The organism is Gilvimarinus polysaccharolyticus (assembly GCF_001187555.1).
GTDB classification, from domain to species: Bacteria; Pseudomonadota; Gammaproteobacteria; order Pseudomonadales; family Cellvibrionaceae; genus Gilvimarinus; species Gilvimarinus polysaccharolyticus.
Genome location: NZ_LFIJ01000001.1, coordinates 818,794 through 838,528, shown reverse-complemented (window position 1 = coordinate 838,528; position 19,735 = coordinate 818,794). Strand labels below are relative to the sequence as shown.

15 protein-coding genes are annotated in these 19,735 nt (G+C 50.2%); 6 read left to right on the top strand and 9 right to left on the bottom strand.

What is annotated here, in order from left to right:
• Positions 1–68: 68 nt before the first annotated feature.
• The 5 genes from GILYN3_RS03445 to rlmKL all read right to left on the bottom strand — a co-directional run bounded on the left by GILYN3_RS03445 (position 69) and on the right by rlmKL (position 4,634).
• A complete protein-coding gene (locus GILYN3_RS03445; protein ID WP_198147269.1) occupies positions 69–416 on the bottom strand; it encodes a transposase in 348 nt (115 codons plus the stop codon).
• Between the two features lie 96 nt (positions 417–512).
• Complete coding sequence (locus GILYN3_RS03440; RefSeq protein ID WP_049721563.1) at positions 513–1,163, bottom strand: hypothetical protein; 651 nt, start codon at positions 1,161–1,163, stop codon at positions 513–515.
• 92 nt (positions 1,164–1,255) lie between these two features.
• Positions 1,256–1,561: a hypothetical protein gene (locus GILYN3_RS16600; protein ID WP_157484847.1), complete on the bottom strand. Its 306-nt coding sequence runs from the start codon at positions 1,559–1,561 to the stop codon at positions 1,256–1,258.
• A gap of 556 nt (positions 1,562–2,117) precedes the next feature.
• On the bottom strand, positions 2,118–2,393 hold the full coding sequence (locus GILYN3_RS03435) for a hypothetical protein (protein WP_049721562.1): 276 nt from the start codon (positions 2,391–2,393) through the stop codon (positions 2,118–2,120).
• A 27-nt stretch (positions 2,394–2,420) separates the two neighbouring features.
• Positions 2,421–4,634, bottom strand: a complete 2,214-nt coding sequence (gene rlmKL, locus GILYN3_RS03430) for a bifunctional 23S rRNA (guanine(2069)-N(7))-methyltransferase RlmK/23S rRNA (guanine(2445)-N(2))-methyltransferase RlmL (RefSeq protein WP_049721561.1) — start codon at positions 4,632–4,634, stop codon at positions 2,421–2,423.
• Positions 4,635–5,388: 754 nt separating this feature from the next.
• Between rlmKL and rmf the strand changes: the two genes are divergently transcribed.
• The gene (gene rmf / locus GILYN3_RS03425; RefSeq protein ID WP_049721560.1) at positions 5,389–5,595 is read left to right on the top strand and encodes a ribosome modulation factor; all 207 of its coding nucleotides are present in this window, start codon (positions 5,389–5,391) and stop codon (positions 5,593–5,595) included.
• A gap of 397 nt (positions 5,596–5,992) precedes the next feature.
• Here rmf and GILYN3_RS03420 read toward each other — a convergent pair whose 3' ends face one another.
• The 4 genes from GILYN3_RS03420 to GILYN3_RS03405 all read right to left on the bottom strand — a co-directional run bounded on the left by GILYN3_RS03420 (position 5,993) and on the right by GILYN3_RS03405 (position 13,806).
• The gene (locus GILYN3_RS03420) at positions 5,993–7,039 is read right to left on the bottom strand and encodes a quinone-dependent dihydroorotate dehydrogenase (RefSeq protein ID WP_049721559.1); all 1,047 of its coding nucleotides are present in this window, start codon (positions 7,037–7,039) and stop codon (positions 5,993–5,995) included.
• Between the two features lie 48 nt (positions 7,040–7,087).
• Entirely contained in the window at positions 7,088–7,333 is a 246-nt protein-coding gene (locus tag GILYN3_RS03415; RefSeq protein WP_049721558.1) for a DUF2835 family protein, read from the bottom strand.
• 12 nt (positions 7,334–7,345) lie between these two features.
• Entirely contained in the window at positions 7,346–8,833 is a 1,488-nt protein-coding gene (locus GILYN3_RS03410) for an NAD-dependent succinate-semialdehyde dehydrogenase (protein ID WP_049721557.1), read from the bottom strand.
• Between the two features lie 98 nt (positions 8,834–8,931).
• A complete protein-coding gene (locus GILYN3_RS03405) occupies positions 8,932–13,806 on the bottom strand; it encodes an NAD-glutamate dehydrogenase (protein ID WP_049721556.1) in 4,875 nt (1,624 codons plus the stop codon).
• A gap of 458 nt (positions 13,807–14,264) precedes the next feature.
• On the opposite strand from GILYN3_RS03405, the gene GILYN3_RS03400 reads away from it, so the two are divergent.
• From GILYN3_RS03400 to GILYN3_RS03380, 5 genes are read left to right on the top strand one after another with little or no spacing between them, the layout of a single operon-like run.
• Positions 14,265–15,224, top strand: a complete 960-nt coding sequence (locus GILYN3_RS03400) for an AAA family ATPase (protein WP_049721555.1) — start codon at positions 14,265–14,267, stop codon at positions 15,222–15,224.
• A gap of 9 nt (positions 15,225–15,233) precedes the next feature.
• The gene (locus GILYN3_RS03395; RefSeq protein ID WP_049721554.1) at positions 15,234–16,199 is read left to right on the top strand and encodes a DUF58 domain-containing protein; all 966 of its coding nucleotides are present in this window, start codon (positions 15,234–15,236) and stop codon (positions 16,197–16,199) included.
• Positions 16,196–16,705, top strand: coding sequence for a DUF4381 domain-containing protein (locus GILYN3_RS03390; RefSeq protein WP_049721553.1), 510 nt, complete (start codon positions 16,196–16,198; stop codon positions 16,703–16,705). The genes GILYN3_RS03395 and GILYN3_RS03390 overlap by 4 nt, the downstream gene beginning before the upstream one ends.
• Positions 16,698–17,747, top strand: a complete 1,050-nt coding sequence (locus GILYN3_RS03385; protein ID WP_049721552.1) for a VWA domain-containing protein — start codon at positions 16,698–16,700, stop codon at positions 17,745–17,747. Before GILYN3_RS03390 ends, GILYN3_RS03385 begins: the two co-directional genes overlap by 8 nt.
• Complete coding sequence (locus tag GILYN3_RS03380; RefSeq protein ID WP_049721551.1) at positions 17,744–19,735, top strand: VWA domain-containing protein; 1,992 nt, start codon at positions 17,744–17,746, stop codon at positions 19,733–19,735. The genes GILYN3_RS03385 and GILYN3_RS03380 overlap by 4 nt, the downstream gene beginning before the upstream one ends.

Here is a 19,735-nt window from a genome sequence, read left to right as displayed (position 1 = left end):
CCTATTGATGAAAGCTGGGAGGTTACTGGCCTAGGATTGATTCGTATAGTGGGTGGTTGGTTTGGCGCTTACAATAGGTACGTATCAGAATCCACTAAAGTGGATTTATAACGTCCCTCCCACAAAGTGCCAGTTCGTTCGTAAGTGTAATTAAAGTACTGTACATAGCGGCGGCCCAATGACTGCATCATACGACTGACACCATCTTTGTCACTGGGGGTAACCAATAAATGCACATGATTCGTCATTAACACAAAGGCATGAATAGCGACCTGGTAGTTATCCGCAGCATTTTTCAGGTGGTACAAGTAAGTTTTATAATCTTCATCGCAATAAAAGCAGGCAGCGCGATTATTGCCACGCTGTATAACGTGCTGAGGGCAATCAAAAAGATAGGGGCGCCGTAAGCGTGCCATAAGCTCATCCTTGAATTTAACTTACAATCCGATAATTTTAGCCTAATCTAAACCCACAAAAAATCAACGACTCTGACCCTATTGATCCTTAGGGCTTTATTTCCAGCCTGAAACAATTCTAATTTTGCCATTTACGGTATGACCCCAGAATGGCTTGTTTACTTTCGCAGTGACAACGTATTTCCCACAACCTATTTCAGCATCATGAACTACATTGTAGTAATGGTGCTCTTCTTTTTTAACGGTTGTTTCTTTGTTTTTATTGGAGAGCACTATGGATCTACCCTCATGTAGTTTGCCACCATGGTCAGACATAAAATAATATGATGTTGTCCACTCATTTTCTAGAGGGGGACAGTCTTGTCTAGTTATTACTTTGCAATCCCTTATTTTGTAAGTGGCCTGATATGAATTTAAAGCGCCAGATTTTTTAAATAAAGATTGCCCCTGATTATTTACAACTTCAACTTCTAAATTAGTTTCGTCCTGCCACCAAGTTTGCATCTCTGTAGACACTGTAATGAAATCAACGCTAAAACTGCCATTGTTTGAACAATAGCCTTCAAACTGCCAGCTGTAATTGCCGATCCGATTTATTGGAAATGTAGGAAAAATAATTTCATGGTTATGGAAATCAAACCATAGAAATACGTTTTCATCTGTTTCTTTGGAGTATGTTCCATCTCCTTGAAACTCAGCATATGCGAATGATGAAAATAATATGATTAATAACAGCGCTGACTTCATTCTGTAGCCCTAACGCCTGTAGTTGGCGCATATTAGTTGTTGCGACGTAGGCGCGACGACTAATATGTCGCCCAAACTACCCTTGTTATGCTTTATTGCGTGGTAGACCACCATATTAAATAGGCTGCAAATGAATTTATAAACACACCTAAAGCAGAAACCACCGAGACCGTCAGAGTAAAAATATTTACGGATGAACCACTCTTAAATATTCTTACCGCACCTGAAATCACACCGGCTATAACTAAAGGAGCAAGGAAAAACATTATTATTTCAGGCAAGTCAGAAACATGAAAAACGTGACCGCCTTGGTACATAGAGTATGAAACCCAAAGCATTAAGGTATAGGAAAAAATATAACAAAAATAACTTAAAACAGCCCACCTATATTTTTTCATTAAACTTTACATCCTCGCGTGAGAATAACAGCTTATTAATGTGCGTGTTGAAAAATGCGCCCAGCAATGTATCACGCCTAGAAAACTTTTAAAAACCCAGCTCAACTCACTGTAAATCATATTGTCTCCCTAACTTTGGCGCGGTTTTGTAGAACGGTTAAAAAGCCAATTTGAACGGCAGACAGCAATGTATCATATTTGTTAAATAGCGTGAATTTTGATCTTTAAGCCTTTGAAACATTTACCAAATATCAAATTTATTATTGCGATTTCAGAATCTGAAAGTAAGCCGTCTCATATTCACCGTTGAATTTGGCGCAGTTTGAGATTGATGCCAAACGTCCGGCGCAAAACAATCATAAAAAATGCCTGACGCCAAAAAACCTTTATGAAGCCCCCATCTCATCATTAATTCTTTTTTCTCGCTGAGCAAGAAGTAACTCGCCCGCCCGGCGACTGAAGGCAAGTGAACTGAAGGCTGCACTATTGTAAGTCATATGACTACGGTCTATAACGAAGTGGCTATATGCAATAAAAAGCCCGCACTAGCGGCACCCTATCTCATCCACAACCGATCATAAATCAACAACACCAACCCCACCACAAACCCCACATGCGCCAGCGCAGCACCAATGGCAAACAACCACACCAGCTGCACGCGGGCCGATACTGCGCAATCAAACAACACCGCTAGGGCATAAGGCAGCACACTGACAAACACCAAAATTAAGCTCAGCGCGATGATTTTTAAACCGCGATCGGCACGGGCATAAACAACCCGCGTTATGGGGTTGCGCTGCCATAGATAATTTGCCGCCCGCTTTAGCCACATAACATTATCGCTGTTGCATCACCGATGCTATAGCTGGGTAATACGCCAGCACTGATGGATTTTTTGATTGCGCGAATAGTCTTCGTCGATGGTCGACTTGGAGATATCTTCGACTTTATAGCCTGTTAGGGCGTCTTCATCGAGCTTAAAGCTGCGCAAATTGTTGGAGAAATACAACACACCGCCATCGTCTAAAATTCGCATAGACTGATGAATTAAGCTTACGTGGTCGCGCTGTACATCCAATACATCGAGCATTTTTTTAGAGTTTGAGAAGCTCGGCGGGTCGAGCATAATTAAATCAAACTTTTGGTCGGCATCTTTTAACCACTGGACACAATCGGCTCTTTCTAAGCGGTTACGGGATTCGCTTAGGCCGTTCATCGCCAGATTACGGCTGGCCCAATTAAGGTAGGTTTGCGACATATCAACGCTAAGGGTAAAGCGCGCGCCACCCAACGCCGCTTGCACGGAGGCGGCAGCGGTGTAACAAAATAGATTTAAAAAGCGTTTGCCTTTGGCCTCGGCGGCAATGCGCAGGCGCAGGGGCCGATGATCGAGAAACACGCCAGAATCTAAGTACTGCCATAAGTTAACCAGCAAGCGAGCATTGCCCTCTTGTACTTGCAGTAGCTCGCCCATGGGTTTTTCATGCAGCTTTTCGTATTGCATAACGCCACGGTTACGCCTGCGTTGTTTAAAGCTAACGGATTCGGGCGCTACATCCAGTGCGATTGGCACGGCCGCCTCGATTTCTCTAAAGCGCTCTGCCGCACTGTTTTCATCAATCGAGCGCGGCGGTTGATACTCTTGCACGTGTACTTGGCGACGCGGGGTTTTGGTGCCATCTACCACGCCTTCGTAAACATCAATCGCGCAGGCGTATTCGGGCATATCGGCATCGTACAGACGATAACAAGTAGCGCCCGTACGTTTGCGCCAGTTTTTAAGTTTTTTGGCATTTTTTTGCAAACGGTTTAGTAACATTTGCGCGCCGTTAGACAACACCACTTCGCCATCGGCATTGAGTTGTTCGGTTGGGCCTATGGGTGCCGCTTTATTTTGCACGGTGTATTCGGGCTCGATTGAAAACAACAACAATTCACTGGGGATCGTGCCATTAAAGAGCTTGTATTTTTTTTGCGCCCGCACGCCCATTTGCTTGCCCAGATCTGGGTTGCCGGTAAACACCGCCGCGCGCCAGCCGGTAAACTCGTCGCGCATCCGCTCGCCCAAGTGACGATACAGGCTCTTCATTGCCTCAACCTCACCCAACCTTTCACCGTAAGGCGGGTTGGTAACGATAATGCCGTTGGGCATGGGTTTATGGGTGGGTTTAACAAACTCGCGCAGCTCTTTACGGCTAACGCGCAGCCAATCGTCAAAGCCGGCACGGACAATGTTTTCTTCGGCGGCACGTATTGCGCCTAAGTTGGCGTCGTAGCCGCGAATCTCGGGCAGGTCGCGCTCGAGCCCACGGCGCATTCTGGATTGCGCTTGTTCACGCAACTCGCGCCAGGCGTGTTGGTCGTGATTGATCCAGCGTTCAAACGCAAAACTGGGGCGCATTAAACCGGGGGTGATATCGGCGCTGATCATGGCCGCCTCGATCAAGAAGGTGCCCGAGCCGCACATGGGGTCGAGCAATGCCTCATTGGTGCCGGGGGTGCCCCAGCCGGCGCGAATTAAAATAGCCGCCGCTAGGTTCTCTTTAAGCGGGGCTTCGCCTTGTGATTTACGATACCCACGGCGGTGCAAGCTTTCGCCACACAGGTCTAAACCAATGGTGATATTGCCCCGTGACAATCTGGCGTTAATGCGCAGATCTGGATCGCGTTTTGCGACATCGGGGCGCTCGCCTGTGTCATCGCGAAAACTATCGACCACGGCATCTTTAATTTTTACTGCGCCAAATTGGGTGTTGCGAATATTGCGGTTCTCGCCCGAGAAATCGACCAATAAAGTGCCGCTGGGTTTTAAGTACTGCTGCCAATCAATAGCGCGTGCGACGCGATACAAATCGTCGGCGGTTTCGGCGCGCTCTTGCACTAAAGGCATTAATACTTTGTTGGCTAGGCGCGACCACAAACATACCTCGTAGGCTTTTTTGATATCGCCACTAAAGTACACCCCCGCCACTGTTTCACGGACACTGTCGGCCCCTAGGGCTTTAAGCTCGTCGAGTAGCAAAGATTCGAGCCCTTTAGGGCAAGTGGCAAAAAATTGGGCTTCGGCAGTCATGGGTTAGGCATTCTCAAAACAGGTGAAAACAGGTATTAGCCTGCTTGTCTGGCCGCCGGGACACTTTGTGCACCTAACGGTTCCCAAATGGGGTGTTTTTGTTAAGACTCTTACGATCTATTAACGTCTCTCACTATAAAAATTCGTTCGTTCACAAAGCTGTTAGATTTTGGTGTACTGGCTGTCCGCCGCTGAAAATCATACAGCGCATGTCGGTAAATTCCTACCGGCAACGGCGGACAACCAGATCAGTAAACGGCGCTAAGCGCCAAGTTTGACGCCCGATCCAGTGGGTGAGCGTCATGGGGTTTTGCGCCCTGCTAGCAACATATCCCCTGGGGGGACGGAGCCACTACGGCCAACAGGTGCGCAACCCAAGTCAAAGGTGACAACTGTACCAGTTTTACTTGCTGGTATTGCCCTAAGCGGCCTTGTTACCCGCGACGCAACGTAACTTGGTGAGCAACCCAGTTACTGATCAGCCTAGCGCCACGGCTCAAGGTGTCACATTTTACCTTAGCCGTGGGTTTCATCCACCCAGACATAAGCACGCGCTTACGTCGCTGACAAAAGAGGCTTAGGTTTTCAGCACTTTCGACTGTTTATCACAAGTACTTACAACGGGTACTCACAACGGGAGCGACGCTGGTTTTTGCATACTTATCGACGGTGTTTACACAGTACAGCTGCACCACTAGTACGCATTAACAATTTACGGCCCGCTCAGTTTATAACCGAAGAGGTATTGCTAAGCATGAAACGCCAAAAACGTGATCAACTTGAACGAGCATTCGGTAAAGGCTACATGGCCGGTATTGACGGACGATCCAGGAGTATTTGCCCTCATGAAACCGGTCAAACACGGCAGCAATGGATGAGCGGCTGGCGCGAATCGCGCACCGATCAATGGGACGGGTTTAATCGCGCGGCGCAAGTGCAAAAGCTAAGCAACCTCCATTAAATCGAGGTATCTATACTGAAGCACTACAGCGTAAACGATGCATGAACACTGAAACATGCAACATGAACTGAGGTATTAAACAACGACAACTTTAAACAATACAGGATTGCTCCATACTGATTTAAAGCAAGACGCATTGTAATATGACTCAGGATCTGCCACCAGCAGATCAGGCCCGCCTAGCGCGGGCCTATTACGTTTTAGCCCCTGCCCCACACCCCATTTATCCGTTTTACTGCGCTGCTCGCGCTGTTCCGTAACCCCCAATCACATGATCGGCCAGATAGGCAACCGGCTATACCACAGCTGATCGCTATATCGCTTTGCCTGCGCGCTGTAAGTAAGGCAAGCACGCAAAGCAAAAAGAGCTAGCCATTTTAGCGCTGTACTGGACGATTTATGGCTTAGCTGGCTCACTTGGGTGCTCGCGGCGATACTGCGCCACCGCTTGCGCGCACTCTTTAATCAGCGCCGGTCCTTTATAAATAAAGCCCGAATACACTTGGATTAAACTCGCGCCAGCGGCCATTTTCTCGACCGCCGCCTCGGCACTATCGATACCGCCCACGCCAATAATAGGAATACGTCCGTTTAAAATTTTGGCCAGCGCGGCAATCACAACGGTGCTTTTATCTCTTACCGGTGCGCCACTTAAGCCGCCCGCTTCGATGTGCAGTGGGTCGGTCTCGACGCCTTCGCGACCAATGGTGGTGTTGGTGGCAATAACGCCGTCTATTTCGAGCTTAAGCAAGGTCTCGGCTACCGATGCGATTTCGGCCTCGTCCATATCGGGCGCAATTTTTACCGCAATGGGAACATAACGCTCTTGCTCTTCGGCCAGTTTGCGCTGCTCGCGTTTAATACCGCCCAGCAGCTCGGTTAGGCTTTCGCCAAACTGTAAATTGCGCAGCCCTGGGGTGTTAGGCGATGACACATTAACCGTAATGTAATCGGCCCAGGCGTAGACTTTACGTAAACAAGCGCGGTAATCGTTTAACGCCTCGGCTACCGGTGTTTTAGCATTTTTGCCAATATTAATGCCCAAAATGCCATTATAGCGGCGGGTTTTAACCTGATTAACCAGGTGCTCAACACCTTTGTTGTTAAAGCCCATGCGGTTAATAATGGCGTTGTTGCCAACCAGCCGAAACATACGTGGTTTGGCGTTGCCCGGTTGTGGCAAGGGCGTGATGGTGCCTATTTCGACAAAGCCAAAGCCCAGCGAGCCCAATGCGTTGAAATAGTCGCCATTTTTATCAAGCCCGGCGGCCAAGCCTACTGGGTTGGGAAACCTTAGGCCCATCACCTCGACCGGGTCATCGGGTACTTTGCCAAGCAGCCGAGTGACGCCTAAGCGCTCTCCGGCGCCAATGCACTCTAGGCTTAATTCGTGGGAAGTTTCCGGGTTTAGCCGAAACAATAGGTTGCGCACAGTTTTGTACATGGCAAATACTCGCTTAAAACGTCAAAAACGGCGGCAAGGATACTGAAATTAGCGCCTTACGTCGATTTTTTCGAGTCGTTCACAGCGCATGGCTTGATCAAAAATAATACGAAACCGCCCCTGTACCCCACTGTGACTTACAAACGGACGCAATAACGACAGCGGAAAGCGCAGCCGCCGACCATCGGTTGTGTAAGCCAGCACCTCACGCACGCTACCGCGATAGTAAGCCTCAAGTTTTGTCGCGCTAATATCTAAGCTAAATTCCAGCTGATTAAGTGGTGTCTGGGTCATAGTATTGGTTGTTTATTCAGATCCTGCGCGGCCATAACAAAGATATTTAAGCTGCTGGTATTCTTGCATGCCTTGGCGACCGCCCTCGCGGCCAAAGCCCGATTGATTAACTCCGCCAAAAGGCGCCATGGCATTAGAAATGCCGCCTTCGTTTATACCTACCATACCCGACTCTAGCGCCTCGCCCACCCGCCAAGAGCGATCTATGTTTTGGCTATAGAAATACGCCGCCAAACCAAACGGCGTAGCATTGGCAAGCTCGACGCCCTCGGCCTCGGTGCTGAACTTCATAATCGGTGCCACGGGGCCAAAGGTTTCCTCTTGCCACAACTGCATTTGATCTGTGACGCCTAGCAGCAAAATAGGCGCGACACGGTTGTGCGGCAAACTCCCAGGCGCATCGCCCAGTACGCACTCGGCCCCTTTGGCCAAGGCATCGTGGTAGTGGCGTTTTACTTTATCGACGGCGGCGGCGTTAATCAGCGAGGTTTGTTTGACGCTCTCGTCAAATCCATCGCCGATTTTTAGCTCGCTCATCGCCTGTTTAAGCGCCGCGACAAATTTATCGTGAATACCCGCCTGCACTAAAAAGCGATTGGGACACACGCAGGTTTGCCCAGTGTTGCGAAACTTAGCGGCAATAGCGCCTTTTACCGCAAGCGTTACATCGGCATCATCAAACACAATAAAAGGCGCGTTGCCGCCCAGCTCGAGTGAAAGTTTTTGCAAATTGGGGGCACACTGCGCCATAAGCTTGCGGCCCACCTCAGTCGAGCCGGTAAAGCTTAACTTTTTTACTAAGCGCGACTCGGTAAAGGCTTTACCAACCGTGGCCGAATCGCCCGTCACTACGCTCAGCACTGATTCATCGATCCCCGCTTGCTGCGCCAAATACGCCAAGGCCAGTGCGCTTAAGGGCGTCATAGAGGCGGGTTTGACCACCATCGAGCAACCAGCGGCCAACGCTGCCGCCGCTTTGCGGGTGATCATGGCGGCGGGAAAATTCCACGGGGTAATGGCCACGCTGACACCTATTGGCTCTGGCCGCACTAACAGGTGCTGCCCAGACTTTGCCGCTGGGATCATTTCACCGTAGCCGCGCTTGGCCTCTTCGGCAAACCACTCGATATAAGAGGCGGCATAATCGATCTCACCGCGCGACTCGGCAATCGGCTTGCCTTGCTCGGCGGTCATAATGCGCGCTAGGTCTTCTTTGTGCTCTTGCATCAGCTCAAACCAACGGCGTAATTTAGCCGCGCGCTCTACGGCTATAAGGCCGCGCCAATAATTAAAACCTTTGTGCGCCGCGCTCAAGGCCTGCTCTAAATCGCTGGAGGACAATTTAGGCACCTGTGCCAGCACCGCCCCGCTCGCCGGATTGGTTACGGCGATAGTCTCGCCGTTGCTGCTGGCACGCCATTTACCGGCATACAAACACTGCTCGCGCCATAGCTCTGGGTGGTTTAATTCAATCATGTGATTGCTGTTTTGCATGCTCATGGTAATCCTCAGGGTTGATTCACCTGAACGTTAATATAGACGCCGACATTAATTCAAAACCGGCGGACGTTAAACCCCAAACCTTGTATACGTTTAAGTCAGTCGAGCCGTGGCTCGGCTGAGCGCACCAAGCTGGTTAGCTCGCGTAACGCAACGGCAAACATTGCGTAATCGGCGGTTTGTGAGGCGCGCACATGGCCCGCCATTAAAGCCCAGCGATCAATTGCCAGACTGTGCTCATCACACCACTGCTTTACCGCCCGCTCGGCGGCATCGATATTTGCCGTCGGTTCACAAACGTTGACTAAGCTTGCCGTCATGCGCCGCAACTCAAACTCTAAATCATCCATATAAGCTTCGCGGGCCAACGCCTGCCAATAGCTGTCGACTCTGACACTGATTAGCTGGCGGGCAAAGCCGTCCAACTCTAACGCATTGATTAACCCAGTATACACACGAGCCACTAGCGCCTGCGGCCGTTCAGTTTGATGCGCCACCTCTACCACCGCGAGCCCAGAGTATAAATACCCCGCCGATACAACGCTGCGAACCAGCGGTTCATCTACCCCTGTAGCGGTAAAAAATTCTACTCGCTCGCGCAACGCCGCCTGAGTTGCCTCGGCCATCCCTTGGGCGAGCAGAGGCTTCACCTCTTGCACCGCTTGGACAAACTTTGTTAACTCGGCATCTATTGCAATCAACCCTTGGCGGTTACGTAAAAACCAGCGCGTGGTGCGCCTAACGCGGCGCATCAGCTCTTGCATTAACGCCATCTGGCCGTCGGCCGAGACTCGATAATCTAAAGACTCAAGCGCCGTCCAAGCGAGCTGCGCCTGCTCTATATCGCGAGCGATACGATAAGCACTGGCGACCTTGGCGGCATCAGCACCGGTGGCATCACACAAGCGCTGAACAAACGTAAAGCCCTGACGGTTGACTAACTCGTTGGCCAATTGGGTGGCGATAATTTCACGCCGTAAACGATGGCGCTCTATCGCGGCGCTATAAGATTGTTGCAGCGGCGAAGAAAACGCTTCGGCACACAAGGTTTTAACGCTGGGCTCATCGACTATAATCGAGCTGGCCAGTTGTTCTTTTAAATCGGCTTTTGCATAAGATATTAGCACTGCCAGCTCTGGCCGCGTAAGCCCTTGCGCTTTGCCTTGGCGCTCAATTAATTCGTCGTCTGTTGGTAAAAACTCTAAGGCCCGGTCGAGTTTACCTTCGCTTTCTAGATGATTGATAAAACGCCGGTACTCTGCACTGCGCTGCAAGACATCAACTTGCGCCAAACTAATCGCCTGTGTTTGATGATAGTTATGCGTTAACACACTGGCGGCCACCTCATCGGTCATAGCCACCAAAAGATCGCCCCGCCGAGCCGGTTCAAGCTCACCTCGCTTAAGTAAATCGGCCAGCAATATTTTTATATTGACCTCGTGATCCGAGCAATCTACCCCGGCGGAGTTGTCAATAAAGTCGGTATTACAAGCCCCGCCATTGCGGCAAAACTCTATCCGGCCACGCTGAGTCATGCCTAGGTTTCCGCCTTCGGCAAAAACTTTACAGCGCAGCTGTTCACCATTAACGCGTAAACCATCAGAGGCTTTATCGCCAACGGCGGCGTGCGATTCTTGCCCAGACTTAACGTAGGTGCCTATCCCACCGTTCCAAATAAGATCGACCGGCGCTTGCAGTAATTGCTGAATAAGCTCATCTGGCGTGAGTTTATCGGCACTTAAAGCAAAACATGTTTTCATCTCGGCACTGATGGTAATTGACTTGGCGCTGCGCTCAAACACTCCGCCACCGGCACTGATAAGATCGCGGTTATAGTCGGCCCAACTGCTGCGAGGTAGCTTAAATAAGCGTTCGCGCTCGGCGTAACTTGTTGTCGGGTCGGGGCTTGGATCGATAAAAATATGCAGGTGATTAAACGCCGCTAATAACTGCGTTTGGTTAGAGCACAACATGCCATTGCCAAATACGTCACCGGCCATATCGCCTATGCCGATCACGCTAAACGGGGTTGTTTGTACATTTATACCGTGCTCTTTAAAGTGTCGCTGAACCGACACCCATGCGCCACGTGCGGTAATGCCCATAGCTTTGTGGTCGTAGCCCTGACTACCGCCCGAGGCAAACGCGTCGCCCAGCCAAAAGTCATGCTCTAAGGCAATGCTATTGGCGCTATCAGAGAAGCTTGCGGTGCCTTTATCGGCCGCCACCACCAAATACGGATCATCTTCATCGTAGCGCAGCAGTTGTTCCGGCGGCACGATTTTATCGTCAATTAAATTATCGGTTAAATCCAACAAGGCATTAATAAATTGTTTATAGCAGGCAATGCCCTCGGCCATAAACTCATCGCGACTCAAGTGCGCCGCTTGTTTACAGACAAAACCGCCTTTGGCACCACTGGGTACGATCACCGCATTTTTAACTTGCTGAGCTTTGACTAAGCCGAGCACCTCGGTGCGATAATCTTGCAACCGATCAGACCAACGCAAGCCGCCCCGAGAGATCTTGCTGCCGCGCAGATGCACACCTTCGAAGCGTTTAGAGTAGACAAATATTTCATACAGAGGCTTTGGCTCGGGAATATCTGGCAGGCGCCGCGAGGCTAGCTTTACGGCAAAGCAATCACGATTTTTATCTTGATAAAAATTACACCGCAGGCTTGCTTTTAGCAACTGTAAGTAGTGGCGAATAATTCGGTCTTCATTAAGGTTGGCGACATTATCCAGGGCTTTTAGTATTGAGTTTTCAACTGACTCTAATGCCGTATCACGAGAACTTTGATCATTAGCATGCGCGCCAGCCGCTGCGTTATTATTAGCGCACCAACTGGGGTCAAACTTGATGCTGAAATAATCACAAAGCAAAGTGGTAATGGCCGTATGATTGATTAATGCATCAACCATATAATCGGCCGAGTAACCCACCAATGTTTGACGCAAATAGGCCGCATAGGCACGCAGCATATCGGCGCGGCGCCAATCCACGCCTACCTCGGTTACTAAGCGGTTAAAGCTGTCGTTATCGATTCGGCCATACCACAGCGCTTGCAGTGTTAAACAAAATCGCTGCGCCAACGAGTCACTGTAGACGACCGCGTTATTATCAGGCTGTAAGGTGAAATCGTGTAACCATATGGATTTACCCGATGCATGCTTAATTTTAAAAGGGTGCTCGGCAATCACTCGCAAGCCCATATTTTCTATTAGCGGAATAATATCCGACAGTGCTACCGCGCCGCCTTGATGCAACAGTTTAAAACGCAAGGTGTTGGCGTCTTGCCCGACAAAAAGCTCAAGAGCCAGCTCATCACCGCAGGCCACCAGCCGCTCGAGCACGGTAATGTCTGCTACCGCCTGCTCGCCACGGTAGTACTCTTGGTAACTCTCACCAAAACTACCCCGGTATTTTTGGTGTAACTGCCACGCTTTCTCCTCGCCATGCACCGTTTTAAGCGCATAGTATAAATCGTCGGCCCATGTCCGCACCTCGGCGGCTACGCCCAGCTCTATTGCCGCAAGATCAAACTCTGTAGCGCTACCTTTTGGCAGTCGAAAAACCAAATGCACCCGCGCCAATACTGACTCAGAAAAATACGTATTAAACTGCTGATCACAAGCACCTATTTTATTGCCAATAAAAGCTTGGATACGCTCGCGCACCGAACTTGAAAACAGCTCGCGAGGGATATAAACCAAGCAGGTTAAAAATTTTCCAAAACGGTCGGCGCGCGCAAACATCCGCACCTGATAGCGCTCGCCAATCGCTAAAATTCCGCTGATCGACTCATACAATTCGGCGGTGCTTGCCTGAAACAGTTCATCGCGCGGATACGTCGCAATAACCTGCGACAGCGCTTTGCCTTCATGAGTCCAAGGGTTAATACCCATACGCTCACTTAATTCAGAAATTTTATCGCGCACCAAGGGGATTTTTTCGGGTGAGTCATAATAAACAGATGAGGTATAAAGCCCCAAGAAACGCGCCTCGCCACAAACTACGCCGTTGCTGTCAAAGCGTTTTACTACCACGTAATCGGGGTAAACATGCCGATGCACACGGCTTAGTTTGGGCGATTTACTAAACGCCATAACCGAAGGCGACAAATAAAATCGCTCGACCCCTGGGTTGGAGCCATCAAAGGTTTTAACTTTGCGCGGTTGAGCGTTGTTAAACAAGCCTAAACGGCGCGCGCTATTCTCTTGTAAAACAGTAACGCCATCGCGCTCTACTCGGTCGAACTCGGCGTAACCTAAAAAGGTAAAATGATCGGCTATCAACCAACGTAAGAACTCTTGTGCTCCGTCCACCCCGTGCAGCTGCTTATCACTCAAAACACCCGTTAGGCTGTCAGCAACTTGTTGCGCAGAGGCTTTAAGGCTTTGAAAATCATCCACGACTTGCACTATTTGCCCAAGTACCTCTTTAAGCGAGTCCTCCAGCTCTTGCAGCAGTTTAGCGTCGGTAATGGTGCCAAGCTCAAAATACAGCAGCGCCTCTGCCGGAGCCTCTCGATCACTCAGCGGCGTTATATCTTGCAGTAACCCATCGCGACGCTCAGCGCCAAATGGTGTGCTTTTAATGCTAAAGATAGGGATATTACGTGCGCCCAACTCCAGCCTTACCGAATCGACTAAAAACGGCATGTCCCGCTGATGTATAACCAGTATGGTATGAGTGCCGTTAAAACCGTGGGTTTGATGTTGCGGATTGAATGCCTTTACGCTGGGATAATGATCAATATACGTTAGCTGCCGCCACAGCCAAACCAGTAATGCGGTTACATCGGTCAGTGGCCGAGCGTCAAAACCTTCTAGGGGAAAGTGATTAAAAAATAAACTACACCATCGTTGGCAGGGGTTTTGTTCTTTAGCATCAAGCTGGGACACTACCGCGTCTATGACTTCTTGAACGACCTGGTCTTTCACACTGGAAAAAACGTCGGTGTTGCGCATTGCGACTCATCACTCCTAAGTTTGGTGCTGTTGTGTACTACCTTAGCAAACACGTAGGGTATATGTATAAAAGCTTGCACTGATTTTGCTTCAATCCTCGAAGCTACACCTCAACCTTCATTATCGCCACGATAAAGGTACAATTGCCTTGAATTTTAAGGAACTGACGCCACATCTGTGAGTCTATCGCCTGTTATTTCAATTTAGACGCCAAAAGCACGATTTTCTGTCGCTATGGTTTTGTAATTTTTAGGACTATTGGATAAAGCTGATCTTTTTATGTACAACTAGATTGACTCACGGGGATTATTGTTCGCGTTAAGCCAGTGGCTATTTGACCCATTGCATAATCAAACAATCTACCGCTGTGCAACGCCCCCCAACTGTCGCGAGTATTAAATATCGCACACCGAAACTAGCACAATATATTTGGCACAACCTAAACGAAGGTTTACCTCATGCAGCCACAAGAGCACATTCAAGCATTAAGCCATTGGCTTAACGATCAAATTGTTGGTCAACCCCATTTAGTACAGCGTTTATTAATGGCATTACTCGCCGACGGCCATTTGTTGGTTGAGGGCGCACCGGGGCTGGCAAAAACCAAGGCGATTAAAACCTTGGCCGATGCCATCGAGGGCGACTTTAACCGCATCCAATTTACCCCAGACTTATTACCGGCCGATGTTACGGGTACCGATATTTACCGCCCCGAACACGGCAGCTTTGAATTCCAAGCTGGGCCAATCTTTCATAATTTGGTGCTGGCCGATGAAATTAACCGCGCGCCGGCCAAAGTGCAGTCAGCGTTGCTCGAGGCGATGGCCGAGCGTCAGGTGAGCGTTGGCAACAAAACGTATCCATTACCGCCACTCTTTATGGTCATGGCGACGCAAAACCCCATTGAGCAAGAAGGCACCTACCCGCTACCCGAGGCGCAGCTCGACCGCTTTTTACTGCACGTTAATGTCGATTACCCAGATATTGCCGCCGAGCGTAAAATCTTAGCGATTATTCGTGCCGAGGCCAGCGCCACCACCGCTACGCCACCACAGGCTATATCCCAAGACACTATTTTAGCTGCGCGACGCGATATTCTGACGTTGCATATGGCCGATGCGGTAGAGGAATACATTGTTCAGCTAATCAACGCCACCCGTCGGCCCGCCGACTACAATGAAGCCTTAGCCGGGCAGCTTGAGTACGGCGCCAGCCCGCGCGGCACCATTGCCATAGAGCGCTGCGCTCGTACCCACGCATGGCTTGCCGGTAAAGATTATGTCAGCCCCGACGATGTGGCCGCGGTGATTCACGATTGCTTGCGCCACCGCTTAATTTTGAGCTTTGAGGCCGAAGCCGCCGGTACCACCGCCGATGATGTCATCGACTTGTTGCTCGCCAGCGTACCCGTTGCCTAGGATCAACTCATGAGTGTTATCGCCAAGCCAAACGCCAGCGGCGCTTTTTGCGATATGGCCAGCTTGCTACGCGCACGATTTGCCGCGCGCGAGCTAAACCTATTTGCCCGTCGTCCGGCCCGCAGTATGCAAAGCGGCCGGCTGCGTACCCGCTTTCGCGGTCGCGGTGTCGACTTTGAAGAGGTTCGCCTGTATCAGCCCGGCGATGATATCCGCGCTATTGATTGGCGGGTAACCGCTCGCACCCAGGTGCCGCACACTAAGCTCTACAGCGAAGAGCGCGAGCGCCCTGTGTATATTCTTTGCGATCAGCGCCCCGAGATGTTTTTTGGCAGTGTCAACTGTTTTAAATCGGTGCTTGCCTGCCATATTAGCGCCCTACTGAGTTGGGCCGCGCTCGAAGGTGGCGATCGGCTTGGGGCATTGGGTTTTAACGATCAAGAGTTTCGCGACCTGCGCCCCAAGCGTAGCAAGCACAACGTATTAGCGGCCTTACAACTACTGCAATCGTTTAACCATAAGCTCACCAGCCCCATCGGTAAGGGTCCATTAACCTTGGCGCAAATGCTTAAAGATACTCGCCGCATTGCCAAGCCAGGCTCAGCATTATTTATTGTCAGCGACTTACACGATCTAGACGCCGAAGCTGAAAAGCAGTTATTCCATTTACACCGGCACTTAGATATTACGCTTATTCGAACTCATGACCCGTTGGAGCGTGCCATCAGTGGCAGCGGCCAGCTCACGATTACTAACGGTCAGGAGCGGCAGCAATTACCGGTCGGCGACAAACACTTTCAAGCACAATACCGCGCCCTTAACGAGCAGCGCGAACAATTACTTACGGACACAACCCAGCGGCTCGGTCTAGAGGTTATCGACATCAGCACCCGCGATGAGCCCATCGAACGGCTGCGCCAGCGGTTTGGCCGGCAACAGCGAACATCGACTACCAAGCGCAATTTAACCCCATGAATCCAAGCGATCCACTGACACAATTAAAAGATATACATTCACCCGACGCCATTTCTTGGTGGCCACTGGCCTTGGGTTGGTGGCTGGTGATTTTTGTCTGCCTCGCAGTGCTTGCTGGGCTGATCTTATGGTGGGTAAAACGCCGAGGTCAACGCCGCTACCTAAGCCAAGCTCAGCGTGAACTGCACACATTAATACACGCCAAGCTGAGCGCTTCTGAGTTTATCGAAGCGGTTAACAGAATCCTTAAACGGGTTGCCTTGCATCGCAACCCTAACAGCCGCGCCGGCACCTTAAGCGGTCAAGCGTGGCTTGAATACCTTGATCAATCAGTGTCGCCAAGTTCGGTAGTGTTTCGTGAAGGTGCCGGGCTCCCACTGGGTGAGGCCGCCTATAGACCCAATCCAGAGGTCGACCAGGAAGCTGTTATCACGCTGGCAAAACACTGGGTTAAACAACATAAAAGCGCCAACAAAACCAAAATAAAGGAGTCCGCCCATGTTTGAATTTGGCTGGCTTTGGTTACTGGCTCTGCTGCCGGCACCGCTGCTTATACGCGCGCTACCCGCGCGACAACAAAATGATGCGGCGCTGCGTGTACCATTTTTTAATCAGGTACATAGCATTGGGCCAAGTACACATACACGCGGAAAAAACATAGCCAATTACGGCCTGCTGTGGCTTATCTGGGCGCTGTGCGTCATTGCGGCAGCCGACCCGCGCTGGCTAGGTGAGGCAAAATCATTACCTTACAGTGGGCGTGATTTAATGCTAGCGGTGGACATATCAAAAAGCATGGATGAAAAAGATATGCTGCCGCTCGGCGTTACCAGTATGCAGTTTCAAAACCGCAGCTACGATCGATTAGATGCCGTAAAAGCTGTAATTGGCAACTTTACCGAACACCGCCAAGGGGATCGCTTAGGGTTAATTTTATTTGCCGATAAAGCCTATCTGCAGGCGCCGCTCACATACGATACCGCAACGGTTAATCAATTATTGCAAGAGGCCCAAATTGGTTTTGCCGGTGCCGCCACCGCCATTGGTGATGCGTTAGGGTTAGCCATAAAACGCTTAAAAGACCGCCCCGAAGGCAGCCGCCGCATTATATTATTAAGCGATGGCGCCAACACCGCAGGACAAACCGAGCCAATGGATGCCGCGCAAAAAGCGCGCGACATGGGGGTTAAAATTTACACTATTGGTTTTGGTGCCGACGAACAAATTGTGCAAACAATACGCGGACCAAGGCGCTACAATCCGTCTAGAGACTTAGATGAACACACCTTACAAGAAATTGCTAAGGTTACCGGCGGGCAGTATTTTCGCGCGCGCACGACTGAAGAGCTTGAGCTTATTCATCAGCGCCTAGACGCTTTAGAGCCTATCGAACTAGATGAGTTAAAAGTACGCCCCAGTAAGCGATTATTTTTTTGGCCACTGGGGTTAGCGTTATTTATTACTGGGTTACTTGCGCTACGTTTTATTCCGTTTAGCCGTAAATCTAGCCACACACACAACGGCACATTTGTGGATACAAAGTCATGAGCTGGTTAGCAGAGTTTCATTTTTTACGCCCTTGGGCGCTGTTACTTATCATCGTTGTGGCCATTATCATTATTGCTTTATGGCGCACGCGGGTTAACCACTCCCGCTGGCAACAACTGATAGCGCCCGAATTACTTGTGCACTTGATCGACGGCGAAAGCCAGCGACAATCGCGCAAAGGAATTATCATTTTGGCATTGGCCCTTGTTATCGCCTGCTTAGCATTAGCAGGGCCCGCTTGGGAGCGCCAAAGCTCGCCGGTACACCGTCAAGCCAATGCGCTGATTATCGCCCTAGATTTATCACCATCGATGGTAGCCGAGGATGTTAAGCCACGCCGTTTAGTGCGCGCACGTTTAAAGATTGCCGACTTTCTTAAAAACCGGGACGAAGGTGAAACCGCGTTAATTGTGTATGCCGATGACGCCCATCTGGTAACCCCCTTGACCGATGACACACGAACCATTGCAGCCTTGCTCCCAACACTGACCCCGGCCATTATGCCAATGCTCGGCAGCCGACCAGAGGCGGCCGTGACACGCGCTTTAAAAATGTTTAACGATGCCGGTTACGACCGCGGCCATATTTTATTGGTAACCGATGGCATAACAGACGATGCGGCAGACGAAATTAACAAAGCGTTAAAAGATAGTGGTATTCGCTTGTTGATATTGGGCGTCGGCACCGACGCTGGCGCACCGATTCCATCGGGCACTGGCGGCTTTATTCGCGACGCGAACAACAATGTTGTGATTACACGCCTAGGCAGTGCACAATTGCAAAAGCTCGCACAAAAAAACGGCGGCCGTTACATCACAAACACCATCGACCAGCAAGATATTGAATACCTCAACCCCAGCAGTAATTTATTTGATCGCACAGGCAACGACGACACGCTAAAACAAAAAATGGATCAGTGGCTCGATCGCGGGCCTTGGTTAGTCTTATTATTACTGCCAATATTATTGCTAAGTTTTCGGCGTGGAGTGGTGGTCGCCGTACTATTACTGCCACTTCTTAGCTTGCAGTCGCCGCCACTACAAGCCGCGACGTTGGACAATCCGCTTGACGCAATCTTTTTAACCCCCGATCAACGCGGCGCGAAAGCACTGGGGGCAGGCGATGCTGCGAGCGCCGCTGAGACCTTTAATGACCCACTTTGGAAAGGCACTGCGCAATATCGAGCAGGCGACTATGAAGCGGCGGCCAACAGCTTTGCCGAGCACGACAGTGCCCTCGCCCACTACAATCGGGGCAATGCCTTAGCTCAGACAGGCAAGCTTGACGATGCGATAAAAGCTTATAAAGAAGCACTAAAGCTTGACCCAGACATGGAAGATGCCAAAGCTAATCAACAGCTCATCGAGCAACTCAAACAACAGCAAGAGCAACAAAATCAACAGGAGCAGGATCAATCGGGTGACGACTCATCCGACTCGGAGCAACAATCATCCGAGCAGCAAGCGCAAGATGAACAGCAAAAAGGTGAGCAAAATAACGAAAGCGAAAACAACAGCGACGAATCACAATCCGGCGCCAGCTCATCGTCACCCGCAAACCCGTCAGAATCACAGCAAGATTCGCAACAAGACCCTGGGCAGTCTGATCAACAAAACTCGGCGGCCTCGTCCAACTCGTCCTCTGGCAAGTCCGATGAGCCATCAGCTGAGGGGCAATCATCCTCTGCCAGTTCAGCAGAAGGCGAAGGTCAGAATGAGCAACAAGAATCTAGCTCAAGTGCTGCAGGCAACGCTGACGAGGAGAGCGAAAACGCGGAGAAAAATGAACAAGAACTAGAGGCCCAAGCGCAACCGTTAACCCCAGAAGAGCAAGAGGCTCGGCAGGCAACCGAGCAATGGCTACGGCAAATACCCGATGACCCATCGGGACTGCTGCGCAACAAATTTCGTTACGAATACGAGCAACAACGTCAGGATCGGCAACAAAAAAAGCTGAATACTTTTGGCAACTCAGAACAACGCTGGTGA

What these genes read in the sequence shown, in the direction of transcription:
- rlmKL (WP_049721561.1), bottom strand. Translation starts at nt 4,634, where the DNA reads ATGACTGCCGAAGCCCAATTTTTTGCCACTTGCCCTAAAGGGCTCGAA.
- GILYN3_RS03440 (WP_049721563.1), bottom strand. Translation starts at nt 1,163, where the DNA reads ATGAAGTCAGCGCTGTTATTAATCATATTATTTTCATCATTCGCATAT.
- GILYN3_RS03405 (WP_049721556.1), bottom strand. Translation starts at nt 13,806, where the DNA reads ATGCGCAACACCGACGTTTTTTCCAGTGTGAAAGACCAGGTCGTTCAA.
- GILYN3_RS16600 (WP_157484847.1), bottom strand. Translation starts at nt 1,561, where the DNA reads ATGAAAAAATATAGGTGGGCTGTTTTAAGTTATTTTTGTTATATTTTT.
- GILYN3_RS03390 (WP_049721553.1), top strand. Translation starts at nt 16,196, where the DNA reads ATGAATCCAAGCGATCCACTGACACAATTAAAAGATATACATTCACCC.
- rmf (WP_049721560.1), top strand. Translation starts at nt 5,389, where the DNA reads ATGAAACGCCAAAAACGTGATCAACTTGAACGAGCATTCGGTAAAGGC.
- GILYN3_RS03380 (WP_049721551.1), top strand. Translation starts at nt 17,744, where the DNA reads ATGAGCTGGTTAGCAGAGTTTCATTTTTTACGCCCTTGGGCGCTGTTA.
- GILYN3_RS03415 (WP_049721558.1), bottom strand. Translation starts at nt 7,333, where the DNA reads ATGACCCAGACACCACTTAATCAGCTGGAATTTAGCTTAGATATTAGC.
- GILYN3_RS03400 (WP_049721555.1), top strand. Translation starts at nt 14,265, where the DNA reads ATGCAGCCACAAGAGCACATTCAAGCATTAAGCCATTGGCTTAACGAT.
- GILYN3_RS03420 (WP_049721559.1), bottom strand. Translation starts at nt 7,039, where the DNA reads ATGTACAAAACTGTGCGCAACCTATTGTTTCGGCTAAACCCGGAAACT.
- GILYN3_RS03410 (WP_049721557.1), bottom strand. Translation starts at nt 8,833, where the DNA reads ATGAGCATGCAAAACAGCAATCACATGATTGAATTAAACCACCCAGAG.
- GILYN3_RS03445 (WP_198147269.1), bottom strand. Translation starts at nt 416, where the DNA reads ATGGCACGCTTACGGCGCCCCTATCTTTTTGATTGCCCTCAGCACGTT.
- GILYN3_RS03395 (WP_049721554.1), top strand. Translation starts at nt 15,234, where the DNA reads ATGAGTGTTATCGCCAAGCCAAACGCCAGCGGCGCTTTTTGCGATATG.
- GILYN3_RS03385 (WP_049721552.1), top strand. Translation starts at nt 16,698, where the DNA reads ATGTTTGAATTTGGCTGGCTTTGGTTACTGGCTCTGCTGCCGGCACCG.
- GILYN3_RS03435 (WP_049721562.1), bottom strand. Translation starts at nt 2,393, where the DNA reads ATGTGGCTAAAGCGGGCGGCAAATTATCTATGGCAGCGCAACCCCATA.